Below are 17,805 nucleotides of genomic sequence, written 5' to 3'. Positions count from 1 at the left end.
GTAGGAATTCGCCGTCGGGAGCCTGCCGTGTCACTCGATCGCATGGACTGTCTCTTGAATTGTTCAGCCATCGGACTCTTGTTCGGCTTGCGGGATCGAAAGCAGACGCGTGATTTCCCGCTTTAATTCGGTGAGATCGTCGCTCTTTATCACTCGAGCCATCGCCAAGCCACTCCGGCCGTCTTTCGTTGAACTGTCATGTTGAGCCGTGAAGAACATGATGGGCGTCGAAGGGGCGATGGCCTTGATTCGCGCGGCGGCTTCCAGGCCATCCATGACGGGCATGTTGATATCCAAGATTGCGAGGTCAAGGCGTCCCGTTTCGGCAAGGCGAGTGGCCTCCTTGCCGTCGCGCGCCAGCACGACACGGTATCCCGCCTCCTCAAGCTCGCACTTGCAAAACTCACGGATGTGCTTGTTGTCATCGGCGACAAGAATCTGTTTCATCGCTTTCATCGCCGCTGCACTCCTCGCGAATAAGGCTCGGCCGAAAAATAACTTCCGTTGATTGAACCCGTCACCTCTGCCCCTCTCCGCGCAAGGGAACAGGGGGCTGCGGAGAAATTGTTTTTCGGCCGAGCCTACGCTACTCATGAGCGTCGATTCTATAGCAATCGCGATGCCCAAAACGGCTAAGCCCCCCAAGCGACGGGCCCGGAGGCGTTTTGGTGCTGGGAATCGTCACTAAACTGCTTTGGCAATGCCGGGCCAAATGCCCGTCGCCGTCAGGAAGCTGACACGAACCGTCGGAAACCTGACAGAGTAACGGGCCGGAGCGGCTCAACATTTGGTCGTTGACGTTGAACGTGGATGGCCGGTCTTCGCTGCAAATTCCGCGGTTGCATTCGACCACAATGAAAACGAACAAGCATTGCATCTGGGACGAACAGTGCATCTCTTCTCGTCTCAAGTTTGCCTATCAAGCGCAGCCGTCGCGCCGTGCTTTAGCAGCGTCTTTTCTGAAGGGGGAATTTCTATGAGACGCATTCTCTTGGGCGCGCTATTGGCCGTCGGACTCATGTTCGCCACAAGCTCGAGCGCTTGCGGCATGGCAACGGCGCCGACGGTGGAGGAGCTTGGTTCTGCTGGCAGCACGCCTTAAAGGAACTCGTTTTCGCCGCGCCCGAGGATGCCGAGTTTCTGCATTTTGGCGTGTAGCGTGGGGCGGGGAAGGTGCAATCGTTGTGCGGCATGCGTCTGATTTCCCTCGCTACGTCGCAATGCCTCGACGATCAACAACCGCTCGATTGTTTCCATTAAATCGGCGTGAGCCCGTTCGCCGCTGTAAGAATCGAGATAGGCCCGGACGAGTTGTCGATACGGCTTCTCATCTCCTGCCGCAGTCGAGCGAGTGGTCTGCGCCCACGGCAGGTCGAGCCGCTGAATCGTGTAGCCGCCGCTAAAGATGATCAATCGTTGGACCAAGTGCTCCAACTCACGAACATTGCCGGGCCACGCATAGTTCACGAGCGATTCGAGCGCATCGGCGGCGAGCGGCGGCTTCTCGCCCCCGGCCGCTCGCGCACATCGGTTCAGAAAATAGTCGACCAGCAGCGGAATGTCTTCGCGGCGATCACGCAGCGGTGGCAGTTGCACGGTCACCACGTTCAAGCGATGGTACAGGTCCTCGCGGAATTGTCCTTCAGAGATCGCTTTTTCCAAATCGCGATTGGTGGCGCAAAGCACGCGCACATCGGCGCGAATCGTTTCGTTGCCGCCGAGCGGTTGAAACGTTTGCTCTTGCAACACCCGCAAGATCTTCGCCTGCACCATGAGCGGAATATCGCCGATCTCATCGAGAAAGATCGTCCCACGGTGGGCTTGCTCGAATTTTCCGATCCGCCGCGAAGTGGCTCCGGTAAAAGCCCCCTGCTCATAGCCGAATAGCTCGCTCTCCAAGAGTGTTTCGGGAATAGCGGCACAATTGATCACAATCAGCGGCTGCTGGCTGCGCCGGCTGTGTTCGTAGATGGCCCGCGCGACCAGTTCCTTTCCCGTCCCCGATTCGCCGCGGATGAGCACGGTCACATCGGTGGGAGCGACATGGCCGATCGCCTTGTAGAGTTGCCGCATGGCCGGGCTTTGGCCGACGATTGCGTCGGTCGATGCCTCCGCCGGCTGCGGCCCCAGCGCGACGTGGCCCTTCATCAGCCGGGAGGCCTCGAGGGCAGCGGAAATTGTCTTGAGCATTTCGCTCGGCTCGAATGGCTTCAATTGGTAATCGAAGGCGCCGCGCTTCGTTGCTTCGATCGCGGTGTGGGTCGTGCTTCGGCCGGTCATGACGATCACGGGAAGCGCCGGATGCATTTCTTTGATGCGGGCAAGCGCGTCGAGCCCATTCATTCCGGGCAGGCGGATGTCCATGAGCACGAGGTCGCAAGCGGCATCTTTCAAACTTCGCATCGCTTCTTCGGCCCCGCGCACGGCGACGACCTCGTGTCCGCGAGTGGGTAGAATTTCTTCGAAAGCGCGAAGCACGGTGCGCTCATCGTCAACGACGAGTATTTTTGCCATGGTCATTCTCCAGTACGATCGGGATCCAGATGGCGAAGGTGGTGCCGCGATCGGTCGATGATTCTAGCGCGAGGGCGCCGCCGTGCCGAGCCATCACCTGCGCGGCGATGCATAGGCCAAGGCCGGTGCCGGTTTCCTTGGTCGTAAAGAACGGCTCGAACACGCGGCGTTGAATCTCCGGTGGCATGCCGCATCCCGTGTCGGCAATTCGCATCACCACCATCGGAAGGCCTTCGGGATCTTTTTCGGACGCCGATTGGATGCGAAGCACGCCGCCGTCGGGCATGGCGTCGATAGCATTGCCAATCAGATTGATCAGCACCTGGCGGAATTGAGCGGCGTCGGCCAAGACCGGCGGCAGATTGCCGTCGGGCGCCCGCTCGAGCCTCACCCGCGCTTCCGCGAGCCGCGGAGCGAGAAACTCCAACGTCTGGCCGACGAGCACCGTGGTGTCTTGCGGCCGCGGTTGGACCGCTGGCGGACGTGAAAATTCGAGAAAATGGCGGACGATGCTTTCCAGCCGCTCGATCTCTTCGGAAACGATGCCGAGCTTCCGATTCAACTCGCCGTTGCCCTCGGCCGATTCGCGGATGGAAAACAGCCACATCTTGATCGCCGTCAGCGGATTGCGGATTTCATGGGCAACGCTGGCGGCGAGCCTTCCGACGGACGCCAATTTTTCGGCCGCCAACAACCGATCCCGACTCCGTTCAAGCCGCGACCGCGTGTCGTTTACGTCCGACATCAGATTTCGAAGATAGTTGGCCATCCGATGCAATTCATCGTCGTCGGAAAGTTTGCCCTGCTCCTCGCGCTCGCCGCGAAAGAGCTGCGCGTCGGCGACAAAGCCGCGCAGCGGGTACAAGATTCGGTAGAAGAGCAACCACAGCAGCAGCCCACCCAGCACGAGCGACAGCACTGCCGAGACAACCACAACCCAGGTCGCCAGTCGAATCCGCCAATCGGCTCGTGCGATCGCGCCGCGAAGATTGGCGTCGTTGGCGGCAATCAGTTGGTCGCCGAGGGAGTCGATTTCTCGTGTCAGCCGGCCATTGATCTCGGTCAGCAAGAGCGTCTTGGCCGCCGCCGGTTTTCCTTGCTTGGAGAGCGCAATGACATCATTCTGCCGTGCGTCGAGATCCTCCCAGGCGCGTTGAAGCTGAGCAATCAACGTCTTTTGTTCCGGTGCGTTGGCCCCGGCGTGGACGGCTGTGAGCCAACGGTCGAAACGCGACTGCAACTCGTGGAGCCTTGTTTCCCACTTCGGACTGTCCGAATCTAGAAGATACGCGGCGATCAAGTTGTTTCGCTCGTGAACCAGCATCGCCAATTCTTCAACGCGAGCGTCCGGAAGTGCCTGCTTGGAATTCAGGTCCAGCCGCCGGTTGACCCGCCAGGCCGCATACCAGGCGACACCGCTGCTGATGATCGAGAGCGCAACGATTCCCAAGATCGCCCAGGATAACTTGGTTGCCAATCGTAAACGCATCCGGTTTCTCCCTTTCTCCATCATACGTAGTAGACCGGCTTGAGGCATTCAAGGCCGTTTTCTGGTAGGTCAGGCTTTCCAGCCTGACATTCATGGGGCCGCGTCAGCCCAGAAAGGCGGACCGACGGCAAACCATGCCACCACCGGCCGGCAGATCGCCGACCCAATCCAAGTCAGTTTGTGGCCGAATAAAAAAAGCCGGTCCGCAAGCCACACGTTTCCGTGCGACCTGCGGACCGGCCAGAGATTGCCGATCGCAGTTTTGCGGCCAAACCGCGATCCATGGAGGATGGAAACGATCCCTTCTTGGTTAGTACGAGTAAGCGGTGTCGCCGACGGGCAGATGAGCGGCCGAGGTTTGCGGAACGCCGAGGTCGGTGGCGGTCGTCTTGCCGGCAGCCGGCGGAGACGGAGGCGACGGAGGCGACGGGCCGCTGGTCGGCGCACCCAACGACGGCATTTCCGTTTCCGTGCAGCCGCAATCACAATGACAGTGCGGGCAAACCCATTCGATCTTGCACTTGCGAACGCATACTTCGACGGTGTACGGGCACTTCACGAGGTGGTGCACTTCGCGATATCGGCAGTGGCAGCAATCACCGCAACCGGTGCCCGAGCCGCAAGACTCTTTCGAGCCGCAGCCTTCTTGGCAACCGCAACCCTCTTTGCAGCCGAGGTGGCCGAGAAATCCGTCGTTCACCGCGCCGCAGGGGCCCGGCAGGCAGATTTCTTCGCAGGTGCACTTGTAGCAATACTTCACGACTTTCTTGGTCGTCCAGTATTGATGGCAGACCGGAACCAGGCCTTCGTGGCAGCCGCATTGCGGGCAGCAAACGTTGCCGCAGGCATTGCAGTTCGGGCAGGCGCCGCACTGCGCCTCGCCGCCGCACGAGGGCTCTCCGCCTTGCGACGATGGCATGCTGAATGCAGCTGCCAGCGCCAGGGCGATCGTAAGAGTTGTCATCTTCAACATCGCAATATCCTCCAAGCAAAAAGTTCGGTTGATGTTATTAGAAGTCGAGGCACATGCGGGTGCCGAAGCCGTTGATCCAGCCGTTCGACGCCGAGCCGGCTGCCACAGTTTCCTCATCGCGGTAGGTGGCGTCGTAGTTAAACTGGAACTTCAGGTTCGGGTTCAAGAACCAGTTCAGACCCAACGTGAATTCACTTTCCTGGCCACCGTGCACCGCTTTGTCGTTCAAATCGACATACGAATAGCGGGCACCGATTTGCCAGGCACCATGACCGCAAGCGCGGCCATATTCGCCCGGCACGCGGACCCAGTCTTCATACGGCACGACGCGTTCCCAGTTGGCTCGCTGGCGGTTGTAATTGCGGTTTTCGCCGGTGAGGAAGTACATGACTTCCGCGTAGCAGCCCTTGAAACCCAACGCTTCGGTGCCGACGCCGCCGGCGCCGTTGTCGTCGGTGACCTGCGAGGCATAGAACTCGGATTGGAATGAGACCGGACCATACTGCCCGACCACTTCCGCGCCTTCCGTATATTGCTCTTTGCCGTCGATCGTACCGGTGTTGGTGATCGACGGAGTCAACGGGCTGAGGTATTCACGCGTCGCCAGGCGAGACCGCAACTGAGTGGCATCCGGAGCGCCCGCGGCGAGCGGATCCGCTTGGCAATGAAAGGCGTTGCCGCTCAAACCGACTTCGAGCATGTAGCGACCCGCGGTCGAGGCATCGTAATACGGCAGGGCCGTTACGCGACCGGTGAACATCGGATCATTGCCGTAGTCGAAGCCTGACGCGCCGTCCCAAAAGTTGTTCATGGATGCCGACGCCGCATACGTGAACGTCTCGGCTTCGTTCCAACCGAAGGTCCGCGCACCGAGGGTATAGTTCGCGAAATTGGTGGCGGGCACGAAGGAATCGAATGCCGCCGATCGCTCGATGAAGTCCATCCATCGATCGCTTGTGGCCAATTCGAAGCTGAACGGCACCAGGAAGCTACCGACGCTGACGTTCTGAATGTACGGGATGTACTTCAGCGTGACGTTCATGTCGGTGATGCCCGTGCCGGTGAACACGCTGCTGCCTTGAGCGGCAACCAACGTCGTTCCTTGCACAGCCTGGAAGTTCTTCGGATTCATGGCCGTGGCGAAATCGTATTCCCACACGAAGTCGACACTGTCGTAGATCGTGCCTTCCATACGCACGCGATCTCGGCGGAAGCCTTGCGATTCGTCAAAATACGGGATGCCGAAACCGGCGCTGCCGCCGCTGATGCCGGCCCGGACCCGCGCGCTGACGTCGAAAGCGTCGAACGCATCGAACTGAATACGTCCGCCGAAGTGCACCTTGAAATCATCGTCGGTGCTCGCAAGCCACACGCCGCTCGACCAATAGGCCTTCATCGGCGTCTTGTCATTGTTCACTTCGACGCAGCAAGGAGGGCCGGCCGGGTCCGGCTTGCACATCGGAATGCCATCCGGGCCGCACGGGCAGGCTGTGTTGCCGGAGGGGCCGCTCGCGAAACCGGCCGCGGTTGCCGGGGTGCCGCTCGGAGTGCCGCCGTTCAGTTGCGTCTGCAACTGCTGAATTTGGCGCGACTGCTCGTCGAGCCGGCGCTCGAGATCCTCGATCGGCGACGGACCGGTCTGTTGCGGAGCGGTTGCCGCGGCCACCGGCTGAACCGGCGGATAATCAACTTGTTGACCCTGGGCGCTCGAGGCCAGGCCGAGGCCGGCGACGCCGAGCAAGCTCATCGTCCCAATGGCAGCATTGCGCCATGCCGCGCAACACCGTCGGAAAAATCGGAATCGCATCGAAAGATCCTCCGTGAATCAAGAATGGCAAAAGCCAACCGCGGCGTTCCGTCTCGGCCTGTCTTTCCGGTCTGGGTCTCCAATTGAGCGAATGGAACAATAGTGCGGGATAGCACGTTCATCGGACCGTTTGCGCCGAGGATTTTATTAGGATTCGTCGCAGTGGATCGCCGTGAGCCCCGCGATTCTTGCGTCACCGCTGGCAGGAACGGCGATTGGCTTCGGCAGCCCTTCGCTGATCGATAAAGTCGAACGGCGCGCATGACATTCGGATGGTAGGCGGGCACGGAAAGTTTGTCCGACCGCTACGCTTTGCCAGGTCGAGCAGCTGGCGAACGGCAACTGGTATTTTTCTACCGCCGAAAAAAAATAACGGGGCCGATGCCCAAAATGAAAATCAACCGCTCGCCGCCGCTGGTTTTTCCGAATTTTCCGGTGAATATGGCCGATCAATGTTGATAATGATTGTCGCGATTCGGGAACTGTATCATTTATCCGGCTCTCAACGGTCGAGCCTAATTTAAGGCGCTCTTCCAGGAAGGGAATGAATATGTCGGCGACTCAATCGAAGCGTTGGACCGTGGTGTTGAGCATGGCGCTCGTGGGGTTTGCGGCAACCGCGTCAGCCCAGCAGGACGTCGGCACGCCGCCAGGGCCGCCGCCTGTCGCCGCAATCGCACTCGCCCCGCCGCCTGCCCAAGTGGATCAAACCCAGGAGGATCCGCGCAGGGAAATCGAAGAGCTCCGCGAGCGATTGGAACGCTGTGAAGCGCAGTTGCAAGCCGGCGGAATGATTCAGCCACCCGCGAATTCCCCGGCCGGAGCGCCGGAGGCGGTCGCAGGTTATCTGCCCGCCGCCGGACCGGCGAATTTCGGCGGCTACGCGCAACTGCCGCCGGAAGACGGCGAACGTCTTGCCGGCACGGTACCCATCATCACTGGCCCGACGCTCCACGTCGGCGGCAAGGCGCTATTGGACAACGTGATGATCAGTCAAAGCCCGCAGAACCACAAACAACTTGGCACGGAAGACGACTACACCGGCTTCCGTTACATGCGATTGCAGTTTTACGGCGATCTATACGAGAACATCGACTATCGCGTGGAAATCGACTTGGCCCAAAATTTGACGGTCTTGAGTTCCACCGAGCCGCACACGGCGTTTCAAGACGTTTGGACGGCGTTTCACCAACTTCCGGTGGCGGGCAACATTCGGCTTGGCTATTTCAAGGAGCCGTTCAGTCTGGAAGAGCAGCCAGGCGAAGAGTATTTGCTTTTCATGGAGCGTTCCCTCGTGAACACATTCGTGCCGGCCCGGCGCATCGGCGTCATGGCGTACAACGACGTCGCCGACGACAAGAATGCGACATGGTTTGTCGGCACCTTCCGCGAAGGCTTCACGAACCTATCGACGGTGGAATACAGCAACGAGGGCGACTATGGCATCACTTGCCGTCTTGCCGAGCTACCCTATTACGATGAATCGACGAACGGCCGCTATCTGCTGCACCTCGGCGCCGCCTATGAATACACCGGCGCGAACACCAGTTCGATCGTCTCCAGCGCCGACAGCAAAACCTTCAAAGCCGTTCCGGAAGCGAACGTCGAAACGCCGTTCGCCACCGCGGTCATCCCGTGCAACGATTTTCAACTCTTTGGACTCGAAGCCGCGATGATCGACGGGCCCTGGCTCGTGCAGTCGGAATATGTCAGCACGCTGCTTAGCCCGCTCGTGGGCAAGGAAATCTATATGCCCAGCGCATATCTCGAAACCACGTATATACTCACCGGCGAAAACCACAACTACGATCGCGGCGGCAAATTCGTGGCCGGCGTCACGCCCTACGAACCGTTCTTCCGCGTGCGGGCACAAGACGGCAAGATTTGCCAAGGCTGGGGCGCCTGGGAACTCGCCGCCCGTGTCTCGTACATCGATCTCAACAACGACCTGATGGGCACGCCGGGCAATACGAGCGACACCGGCGGCCGGCTGCTGGATTACACGGTCGGTGGCACGTGGTATCTAACGTCGAATTGCAGTTTCAAGTTCAACTACATCCACAGCGATCTGGCGCTGGCGACCGGCGCCAACAAAGGCAAGAGCGTCGCCGACATCTTCGGCACCCGCTTCGAAATGCACTTCTAAGGGCTGTGCGAACAGCAATCGCAAACACCAGCCCGAAGCGTCGGCGAGCGAGCCGAGGCGAGGAACGCAGCCGACGCACCTTCGTCATTCATGCTTCGTCTTTCCTTCGTCACTCGGCATTCGTCATTTCATTATTCCCCCTTGGCCGTCTTCAAGCCTGCTGCCGGAAGCTTTTCGATTCGGTACAGGCTGGTGGTGGTGCGGATGAAGAGGGCGCGGCCGGCCACGGCGGGGGTCGACATGATCGCGTCGTCGAGATGATTGACCGCCAGCTCTTTGTATTCCTTGGCCGGCGCGATTACGGTCGTCGCTCCGGATTCGCTGAAGAAATAGATTCGGCCGTCGGCCACGATTGGCGAAGCCCAATAATCGCCGCCAAGCCGATGCCGCCACCGCTGATGGCCACTTTCAGCATCCAGGCAGGTCGCCACTCCGCGATCGCTGACGATATACACCGCGTCGCCCACCAACACGGGGCTTGGATTCAGCGGCGCCTGCGCGGTAAGCTTCCAGACGACGTTGGTCGACGTAAGATCGCCGCGATCGCCCGGCCGAATCGCCCAGAATTGCGGAACGTCGAAGCCGGTGCTGAAGAAGATCAGCCCGTGGCCGAAAACGGGCCGCGGCACGACCGAATAGCCGTCGAATCGCACCTTCCACAGTTCTTCGCCCGTCGTGGGGGCGTAGGCAAGAATCTGGCCCGCCGCGGGGCTGATGAGCTGGTCGCGGCCTTGAAAATGAATCAAGATCGGCGTGCAAAACGACTTTCGCCGATCGGGCCGAACGTCTGGCTTGCCGGTGCGATCGGTTTTCCAGACGATCTTGCCGGTCAGCTTATCGAGGGCCACGATGTATTGCACGTCGGCCCCATCGCAATGCACGATCAATAGACTGCCATACAAGATCGGCGAGCTGCCGGGGCCTTCCATGTGATTGAGCTTGAGATTCTGATTCGTCCACAAGATTTTGGCACTGTCGGTCGCCAGGCAGGCCGTCCCCATCGTGCCGAAATGAACGTAAACCCTGCCCGGCTCGACGACCGGCGACGGCGATGCGTGGCTGTTTTTCGCATTGACGTGAACGGGCCTTTCGATATGGAACACTTCGACATCGTGCTCGACCTTGCCCGATTCGCGATCGACGCAAATCGCCCGCAGCGAATGCCCGTCGTCGCGCGCCGCGGTGAGCCAAATTTGCCCGCCGAGCACCGCGGGCGACGACCAGCCCTTGCCGGCCAGCGGTGTTTTCCAAACGATATTTTGGGATTCGCTCCATTCCAAGGGCAAATCCTTGGCGTTGGAAATGCCCTGGCCCGTCGGACCGCGGAATTGCGGCCAGTCGCCGCCGTCGGCCTTTGGCAGGGCGGCTGTCTTGCCGCTTGCCACCGATCCCAAACAGGCCAACAGAACGATTCCGACCGCAGCGCGAAACGAAGTGACGCGATATCGCAAAGCAATCCTCCCAATAGGCGTTTGCCGCACAAGCCGGCCGGGAAATCGAACATGCAAAGCTACCGCAGTATTCCCCACGACCGATGTGAAATCAAGGGCAAGCCTCGGCGGCCGCGATTGGAAAACCAGGAATCACGCGAATGACACGAGTAAGAATAAGTGGTTGCCGTTGGCGAAGGTATGTGGTCTCAATATGCCAGATTTCGCGATTGCCCATTCTTTCTTCGTCATCCACGTTATCCGTGTGATCGGTGGTTTCCTGTCTTCGTCCGTCTTCGTCCGTCGTCGTGGTCCTGAGTATCGTCGAGTTGCCCATGAAGCTACGAACGATTCTGTGGCGGAGCTGGCGGTTGCGTTGCCCGGCGTGCGGCGAGGAGAAGCTGTTTCGCGATTGGCTCCGCCTTCGGCCCGCTTGCGAGCAATGCGGATTGTCATTCGACCGCGAGCCGGGATTCTACCTCGGCTCGATCTATGTCAACTACGGCCTGACGGCAATCCTCGTGACGATCGGCTATTTCTCGCTTTATTTCACCGAAGCGGTGTCGCCCGACGAGGCGTTGTGGATCTGCCTCGCCTTTTGCCTCGTGTTTCCGCTTTGTTTTTTTCGCTATGCGCGCAGCCTATGGCTCGGCCTCGACTACTATTTCGACCCAAAAGCCGCCCGCCGCGAACCGCCGCAGGGCGGCCGAAGGCTCTGAACCAGCACGGCTCCGCCTTCGCAGGCCCCTGCGCGTTACGGTTCCGGCGGCGTGCCGCTCAACAGGCTGTAGCTCAGATCGCCGCTGGGGCGTCGGGATCGGTCGCGCCGAGTCGAATGCTCGCGTCGTCCTCCGCTGTCGTGGTCTGGTCGGTCACCGGCTCGAACACCGGCGGCTCGGTGACATGCACCGCGACGATGCGGATGCCGCCCGCCACGACCGTGCCGTTCGCATTGTCCGACAAATCGATTTCCGTCGCGCCGCTCATGGTCGTGAAATTGCCGAGGCTCGACCAACTGATTCCGCCGACCGTTTCGCTCGCGGGAGCCGCGGTTTGATCGACCGAAACCGTCCCGAAGACATTATGTGGTTTCATTGATTAGTTCTCTCATCATGCCGACGAAATTCAACAGCTTACCCAGATATGCTAGCTGTCGCCTTAGCCGACTTTTCAACCGCCCAAATCGGACCAATCACGGCGATTCGGGCACTCCATTGCGATGCTGCGGGCCGTGGTAGCCGATCTCGATTTTGTCGCTGATTCGCGTGATGCTTACGGAGGCGGCGTCTGAGCTGCGCGGCCATGTGTGTCGCTCCGCGCCGTTTTCCTCATGCGGCAGCCAGACGTGCGTGGTTCGGTCCGACTCCCTGAAACCCAGTTTGAGGAGCAGCGCCTCGAGATCCGGCCGTACTTTGGCGGGCGTCTCGATCCGCCAGCCTGCCACTGCCGGATCGTCGGAAAACAATGTTGAATAGCTCCACGCGGGCTTGTCATCCATGAACGCTTCGAGCGATTTTTGCGAGCCGGGCGGCTTGAGCATCGGGCAGGCATCGAGCAACTGCCGCAACGTCGGCGGTTCGACGCTCCAGTCGCCTATGGCGGCCCAGATGACATTTTGCCGGTACACGCGAACGTTTCCACCGGAGAGTTGCTCGGGCGACGTCACAGACACTAAATCAGAAACGCCGCCAAATACCGTCGATGTGCCGGGAATGGTGTGCGACCGTATCGCCTGAAGATCCACGAAGCGATTTGAGAAGTACCGATCGGTCTCCCGGTAGCCGGCAAGCTGCTCGCGGGCTTTTGGCATGCCGTCGTCGCCGTCCCCGCGGAAGTCGGCATCGAAGGTCCAGACCAGCAGTGAGTTGTAGCCGTCGATACACGCCTCCACAACGGACCCCGGCAACGCGGTAAAGGTCCTTGCGAGAAGTGAGGAACTCCCGCATTCGCCGCGGGGCAAGCAGGCCCCTGCGGACGCGGTTATCGGCCATCAGCTTCTCGAAGGCCGGATCGGTCCCCACGTCGTCGTTCAAGAGAATTGGGTGAAGCAAAATGCTTGCAGATAGCGGATTCTTGGCCGCGCGGGGTCGGATCGAATTCGACCCAGCCCAGGATCGCGCGTTTCTCATCCGGCGGAACGATTTTTTTCACCGCGAGCTGGCAACTCATGGCGAGCGGGATGGTGTCGCCGACCGCAACTTCAGGCTTCGCCGGTTTGCCGCCCGTAGCGAATTCACGGGGCGTAGTCGCGGTCCTAACGGTGATGCGCGCGCGGCGCGGGCTGCCCGCGGTGTCGTCGCCGGTGAGTTGGACAACCTCAATGCTACTCCTCTCGTCCAGCTGCCCGCCGCGGCCGAAGAACACGAACCGCAGTGATGTTCCCACCGGCACGATGACGAGATTCCTATCGTCCGGGAGGTTCTTCACGGAGACATCGTCGGTCAGGCGTTTGAAGTGAATCCCGTTTCCGGGATTTCCGCTGGAGCGATACATCGCGTCCAACATCGGCGCTGCTTGGCCAATGTGGAATTTGTATGAAAACCATAAATTCGCGTAGGTTACACTACAATCGGTCGCCGCCAAATAGCGGCCATAGTACGTGCGCAGCGTTTCGACCGGAAGGAGTACAGTGGTCCCTTCCATGGATGAATCAGCACCGGCCAATTGAAACCGCCCTGTGTCCACATGCGGCGACGAACCCCGAACGCCACCATGGTTCATGGGGGCGGACCACTGCACTGTGTCGGGCGGTAGAATGCGCGTTGGCGGCTCGTCGCCGATAAGGCGCGAGTCGGGCAGCGCGATTCCGATCGCGATTGCAACCAATGCGAAGGTGCGCCTGACGATGCCGCGCATGAGTGACTCCGATCCGTTAAGGCAAGTAATAGAAAATGTCCGCAAATAGCGCGCTGAATTCGTCGATCGGGACGGTGACGCGGTAGTCATCGCTCGACACGCCCCACGGGTTGATCAGCACGACCGACAGCACATTGTCGAATTCGTCGGTATTGATGCTGTTGACATAGTAGGCGTGGTTGTAGTGGACGTTGCCGTTCTCCGGACCAAGCGAAAACGCCCCGTTTTTGCCTTGCGCGTCGCCGTACGTCCCAAGCGAAACCGGCTCGCCCGTGTTGATCGCCTGCTGCAGCAGCGCTCCGATCTCCTGGTTCGACATCCGGGCCAGGCCGGTGTAACCGAATTTGAGCCCGGTCAGCGCCGTGAGCGCGTCGGAGGGAGAGCCGCTCCAGACGGCCTGGTAACTGCCACACCCCGCCAACTGAACCCAGGCCCATTTCAGCAATTGGGGCCAGACTTCGACCGCGCCATAGTTTGGCGCGGTGCGGCTATCCACGTAGTCGCCGCTCAGGCCGGCCATGCTATAGCCGTTCGAGAGAAAGTCGCCGCCCGAGGTGGTGAACGTCACCCAGCCCGCGATTTCATTGCCATCCGCATCCTTGCCGCCCGGCCAGTTCTTCGACCGATCGTTGTAGAGCTTGACGGTGAACGTGCCATCCGCGTTCGAAGTGATGAGGCTGACGATCGCCATGGGGCTGGATTGAGCGAGTGCCGCCTCGGCCGTCATGAAATAACAATCGCCAAGGCCTTGCTGGAGGACATCGTTTGGACTTATGCCCGGATTCGGCGATGACACCTTATCCAACAGGGCCGAACTCGGATTGTAGGCCGCGAACGCGGTCAAGCCGTCAAGGACATACAAGGTCTCGCGTGGTAGCACGCTGTCGGCATTTGCGTCGAGAAGGTGCGTGTTCGCTTCCGTTTCCAGGTCTGGGTCGTACTCCGTCGCATACGTCGCGTTTGCGTCGCTCGAGGGCTGCAGAGCGATGTAAAATTTGCCGATGGGCGGGTCGCCGGTCACGAAGGCCGGCGCGTAGAGCACCATCGACACAGTCGCTTGGTTCGCGGGGATCACGATTTGGCCCGACGTTAGGGCGTTGTAGCTGACCTCGTCGCCGTACAGATCGCTCGCGCTCAGATTACCCCAATTAATTGTAAAGTTCACAGTGAGTGGCAAGTCGTCGTTCGTCGTGAACCGGTCGAACGTGAGATCGATCGCGTCGCTCGTTCCCCGAACCGCGATCGTGCTGCCGTAGACGCCGATTTCCGGGCCGATCGTGACGTCCTCCTCACACGTACTGGTGTTCGTATGAGTGCCATCGGCGAAGGTACCGATGGCCTGGATTTGGATGGCGTACACGGTGGGCGAAGTTGCCTGCGAGGCATCCTTGGTAAGCTCCAAGGTACCGTTCGATGTGAGCACGAACATGCCCGCGCTGTTGCCGCCGGTGATCGTGTATGCAATCGTAACGCCCGGCGGCGCCTTCGCCAGGATAGCCTCCGCTGGGATGATCGTGTTGTGATCGGCCGCAAGCTCCTCGTTGCCTATGGTTGCACTTGCGTTCTTGAGCGCGAGCGAGTCGCGGATTACCGGGGTTGCGGTCGAGGGGGTGCCGACGTTGTAGGTGGTGCTGATGATGCCAACGTCGGGGAGGGCGGCGCCGGGGATCGCAAAGCTTTCGGGCAGAAGCTCGAAATTCACCGTCGGATTTTGGGCATTGTCGGTGCCGGCGCTGGCGTCGATCGTGTTGTCGCCCGCGACGAACGTCGCTTCGCCATACAAGATGCCATCGACACTCGCGTTAATATCGGGGCCGATGTATTCCAGGCCGCTGCCGTATTGGGCGGCGTTGCTCACCGTTTCATCGATCTGGAACTGCAGCATGAGCGCACCGGTCTGGTCGCCGGTGCGCAGCAGGCGGATGTCGCCCGGGGTGCCACCTTCGTTGGCGTCGACGCCCCTTGCGGGGCGCGGCACAAGTGGCTGCTTCTGTACTCAAGAGCCTTTCGGCTCAGGTTGGTCGTTTTCTCTGGAAGCAGAAACCTGACGCACACGCGTCGTCCGAATTGTGTTGATGGCCGTCGTCGCGGCCTTTCATTTACTCCGCTGTCAATCGGGCTTTGTCTCGCTCCATCCTGTTCGGCGTCGCAATCGATGCCGGAGAGCCCCCACATCGTTGCGATGAGCTACGGCGCAATCAACCATTGGGTGCCGGAAATGCGACGGATTGCGAGTAGCTTGCCGACATCGACCGAGCAGCATAGCCAACTCGAAATCCGCCCGCTGCCGCGGCCTCGGCTAGAGATGCTCGATTTCGACGTTCTTCCACCGGGCTTGCAGATATTCGGCGACGAGGCGGCGGTGGCAATGGGCTGGGGTTGGTTCGCTGCACAGCAGGCATGCGCGATCGACGGCCATCGGGGCGAGCCACTTGTCTGGGCGGCGAGCTTTCAGCAGTTCCAAAAAGCGGCGTTCGTATTCAGACCAATCGATCCGCTTGGATCTGAAATCGGCCAACATCTCTTTCGTCGGGGCAAGTCGCAGATCGTGAATGTAATCAATCCCGGCGATGACGTGCAGAAAATATTCGAGATCGCTGCGCTTGGTGAAGCCCGCCAACTGCGAAACGTTGTTGAGCCGCGTATCGACTAACTTGCGCACGCCCGCGCCGATCAGCGTTTGGAAGAACTGCTCGGCCGATTTGCCGGCAAAGCCGATCGTAAAAAGCTGGATCGCCCGTCCGCCATCCGCTGTCGCCGAATCGGTCATTGGATCGCTCACGAAATGCTGGTCTGCGTGTGACACAACCGTCAGCGATCCTGTTTGCGTGTCAAACTGAATTCAGTGTGCGTGCTGGGGGTGCAGCCGCGGGTCGGGGTGGGCGGCGATGCGGTTGATCGCGTTGACGAACGCCTTGGCACTGGCCTCGACGCTGTCGGTCGACACGCCGCGGCCGCGATAGATCTGGCCGTTGTATTCCACTTCCACGTTCACTTCTCCCTGCGCATCCTTGCCGACCGTCACCGCCTGCACGCGAAAATCGTGGCAGACGACGTCGTAGCCGGTGATCTTCTCCGTGGCCAGAAAGATCGCATCGACCGGCCCATCGCCGCAGATCATCTGCTCGCGAAGTTCCTGCTCGCCGTTGCGCAGGCGAAGCGTCACCGTCGGCTTCATGCCGGTGCCGGTCGTGAGGTTGTACGACACGAATTGCCACGACTCGGGCACGTCGATTACCTGCTGTTCGCAGAGGGCCGCGATATCGCCGTCGTAGATTTCCTTTTTCTTGTCGGCAAGAATCTTGAACTGCTCGAAGACGGTTTGCAGTTGCTCGCCGGTGAGATGGTAGCCGAGCGCTTTGGCTCGATCGGCGAGCGCCGCCCGGCCGCTGTGTTTGCCGAGCACGAGGTCGGTCTTGGCAAAGCCGACATCTTCGGGCCGCATGATTTCGTAGGTGCGAGGCTCCTTGAGCATGCCATCTTGATGGATGCCGGCCTCGTGGGCGAAGGCATTTCGGCCGACGATGGCCTTGTTGCGCTGCACCTGGATGCCGGTGATCGAAGAGACGAGCCGGCTCACGGGCACGAGCCGCTGGCTCTTGATCCGCGTGTCGGCGTGATAATAGTCGTTGCGCACGCGCAGGGCCATCACGACCTCTTCGAGCGAGCAATTGCCGGCACGTTCGCCGATGCCGTTGATCGTACACTCGACCTGCCCGGCCCCGGCTTCGATGCCGGCGAGGCTGTTGGCCACGGCCAGGCCCAGATCGTCGTGGCAATGCATGCTCACCGTCGCACGGTCGATATTCGGCACGCGATGGATCAGGTTGCGGATCACTCCGGCCATGTGTGCCGGGGTGGCGTAGCCGACGGTGTCGGGGATGTTGACCGTGGTGGCGCCGGCGCCGATCGCGGCTTCGACCACCTGGCAGAGAAAATCGGGCTCGGTGCGAGCGGCATCTTCGGGCGAGAATTCGATGTCGTCGCAATAGTGGATCGCGCGTTCGACGGCGGCCACGGCGCGGCGAAGAATTTCTTCCTTGTCCATCTTCAGCTTGAATTCGCGATGGATGGCGCTGGTCGCAAGAAAGATATGAATCCGCGGATTCGGCGCCGCCTTGAGCGCTTCCCAGGCGCGATCGATATCGGCGTCGTTCGACCGGGCAAGACCGCAGATCGTGCTGCCGCGGATGTTGGCCGCGATTTCGTGCACCGCCTGAAAATCGCCGGGCGAGGCGATTGGAAAGCCGGCCTCGATCACATCGACGCCCAAATCGACGAGCGCCTGGGCGATCTCCATTTTTTCGGCGAGGTTCATGCTTGCGCCGGGCGATTGCTCGCCGTCGCGGAGCGTGGTGTCGAAGATTTTGATGATTCGCCGGTCAGACATGATCGTCTCCTGGGAATGGGAATCGCAACAGTGGGATGTTGGTTGGCTGGCGCACCGAGTTGAAGCGCGGGCGAGGAAAACAGTCTGTCGGCGCGCGTCCCTCGCTTACGCTTCGGGCTAGTGTTTGTTTCAGGTCGTGGTGCAGAAACAAAAAAACCCCGCGGCCTGGCGTTGCCAGACCTCGGGGTTTCGTATTCATC

The 17,805-nt window shown here is 60.3% G+C and carries 16 protein-coding genes; 3 read left to right on the top strand and 13 right to left on the bottom strand.

Translation table 11 applies throughout. The features are described 5' to 3' along the window. Positions 1 to 63: 63 nt before the first annotated feature. Complete coding sequence (locus VHX65_00820) at positions 64 to 627, bottom strand: response regulator (GenBank protein HEX3997074.1); 564 nt, start codon at positions 625 to 627, stop codon at positions 64 to 66. A 349-nt stretch (positions 628 to 976) separates the two neighbouring features. Here VHX65_00820 and VHX65_00815 point away from each other — a divergent pair, with 349 nt between their 5' ends. Continuing rightward, entirely contained in the window at positions 977 to 1,102 is a 126-nt protein-coding gene (locus VHX65_00815) for a hypothetical protein (protein HEX3997073.1), read from the top strand. Here the strand turns inward: VHX65_00815 and VHX65_00810 are convergent. The 5 genes from VHX65_00810 to VHX65_00790 form a co-directional block, all read right to left on the bottom strand. Next, positions 1,099 to 2,514: a sigma-54 dependent transcriptional regulator gene (locus VHX65_00810; GenBank protein HEX3997072.1), complete on the bottom strand. Its 1,416-nt coding sequence runs from the start codon at positions 2,512 to 2,514 to the stop codon at positions 1,099 to 1,101. The genes VHX65_00815 and VHX65_00810 overlap by 4 nt on opposite strands. Next, positions 2,492 to 4,003, bottom strand: coding sequence for an ATP-binding protein (locus tag VHX65_00805; protein HEX3997071.1), 1,512 nt, complete (start codon positions 4,001 to 4,003; stop codon positions 2,492 to 2,494). Before VHX65_00805 ends, VHX65_00810 begins: the two co-directional genes overlap by 23 nt. A 310-nt stretch (positions 4,004 to 4,313) precedes the next feature. Continuing rightward, positions 4,314 to 4,976, bottom strand: coding sequence for a hypothetical protein (locus VHX65_00800; protein HEX3997070.1), 663 nt, complete (start codon positions 4,974 to 4,976; stop codon positions 4,314 to 4,316). Between the two features lie 37 nt (positions 4,977 to 5,013). Beyond that, a complete protein-coding gene (locus tag VHX65_00795) occupies positions 5,014 to 6,783 on the bottom strand; it encodes a porin (protein ID HEX3997069.1) in 1,770 nt (589 codons plus the stop codon). Positions 6,784 to 6,930: 147 nt separating this feature from the next. Next, the gene (locus VHX65_00790; protein HEX3997068.1) at positions 6,931 to 7,236 is read right to left on the bottom strand and encodes a hypothetical protein; all 306 of its coding nucleotides are present in this window, start codon (positions 7,234 to 7,236) and stop codon (positions 6,931 to 6,933) included. A 97-nt stretch (positions 7,237 to 7,333) separates the two neighbouring features. Between VHX65_00790 and VHX65_00785 the strand changes: the two genes are divergently transcribed. Continuing rightward, positions 7,334 to 8,929, top strand: a complete 1,596-nt coding sequence (locus VHX65_00785) for a porin (protein ID HEX3997067.1) — start codon at positions 7,334 to 7,336, stop codon at positions 8,927 to 8,929. Between the two features lie 131 nt (positions 8,930 to 9,060). Here the strand turns inward: VHX65_00785 and VHX65_00780 are convergent, their stop codons facing one another. Then, the gene (locus VHX65_00780) at positions 9,061 to 10,380 is read right to left on the bottom strand and encodes a PQQ-binding-like beta-propeller repeat protein (GenBank protein ID HEX3997066.1); all 1,320 of its coding nucleotides are present in this window, start codon (positions 10,378 to 10,380) and stop codon (positions 9,061 to 9,063) included. Positions 10,381 to 10,694: 314 nt separating this feature from the next. Here VHX65_00780 and VHX65_00775 point away from each other — a divergent pair, with 314 nt between their 5' ends. Next, on the top strand, positions 10,695 to 11,078 hold the full coding sequence (locus tag VHX65_00775) for a DUF983 domain-containing protein (GenBank protein HEX3997065.1): 384 nt from the start codon (positions 10,695 to 10,697) through the stop codon (positions 11,076 to 11,078). A gap of 73 nt (positions 11,079 to 11,151) precedes the next feature. On the opposite strand, the gene VHX65_00770 is transcribed toward VHX65_00775, so the two are convergent. The 6 genes from VHX65_00770 to VHX65_00745 form a co-directional block, all read right to left on the bottom strand. Continuing rightward, a complete protein-coding gene (locus VHX65_00770) occupies positions 11,152 to 11,454 on the bottom strand; it encodes a hypothetical protein (GenBank protein ID HEX3997064.1) in 303 nt (100 codons plus the stop codon). Positions 11,455 to 11,551: 97 nt separating this feature from the next. Further along, on the bottom strand, positions 11,552 to 12,265 hold the full coding sequence (locus VHX65_00765) for a hypothetical protein (GenBank protein HEX3997063.1): 714 nt from the start codon (positions 12,263 to 12,265) through the stop codon (positions 11,552 to 11,554). 74 nt (positions 12,266 to 12,339) lie between these two features. Continuing rightward, positions 12,340 to 13,215, bottom strand: coding sequence for a hypothetical protein (locus VHX65_00760; protein ID HEX3997062.1), 876 nt, complete (start codon positions 13,213 to 13,215; stop codon positions 12,340 to 12,342). A gap of 16 nt (positions 13,216 to 13,231) precedes the next feature. Then, on the bottom strand, positions 13,232 to 15,193 hold the full coding sequence (locus VHX65_00755) for a C2 family cysteine protease (protein ID HEX3997061.1): 1,962 nt from the start codon (positions 15,191 to 15,193) through the stop codon (positions 13,232 to 13,234). Between the two features lie 321 nt (positions 15,194 to 15,514). Next, entirely contained in the window at positions 15,515 to 15,985 is a 471-nt protein-coding gene (locus tag VHX65_00750) for a DUF488 domain-containing protein (protein ID HEX3997060.1), read from the bottom strand. A gap of 72 nt (positions 15,986 to 16,057) precedes the next feature. Next, positions 16,058 to 17,605, bottom strand: coding sequence for a 2-isopropylmalate synthase (locus VHX65_00745; protein HEX3997059.1), 1,548 nt, complete (start codon positions 17,603 to 17,605; stop codon positions 16,058 to 16,060). Between the last annotated feature and the right edge of the window lie 200 nt (positions 17,606 to 17,805).

This window comes from Pirellulales bacterium, from assembly GCA_036267355.1.
Classification (GTDB): domain Bacteria; phylum Planctomycetota; class Planctomycetia; order Pirellulales; family DATAWG01; genus DATAWG01.
Note: the sequence above shows the minus strand (reverse complement) of the source record. Positions and strands in the feature narration are given on the sequence as shown.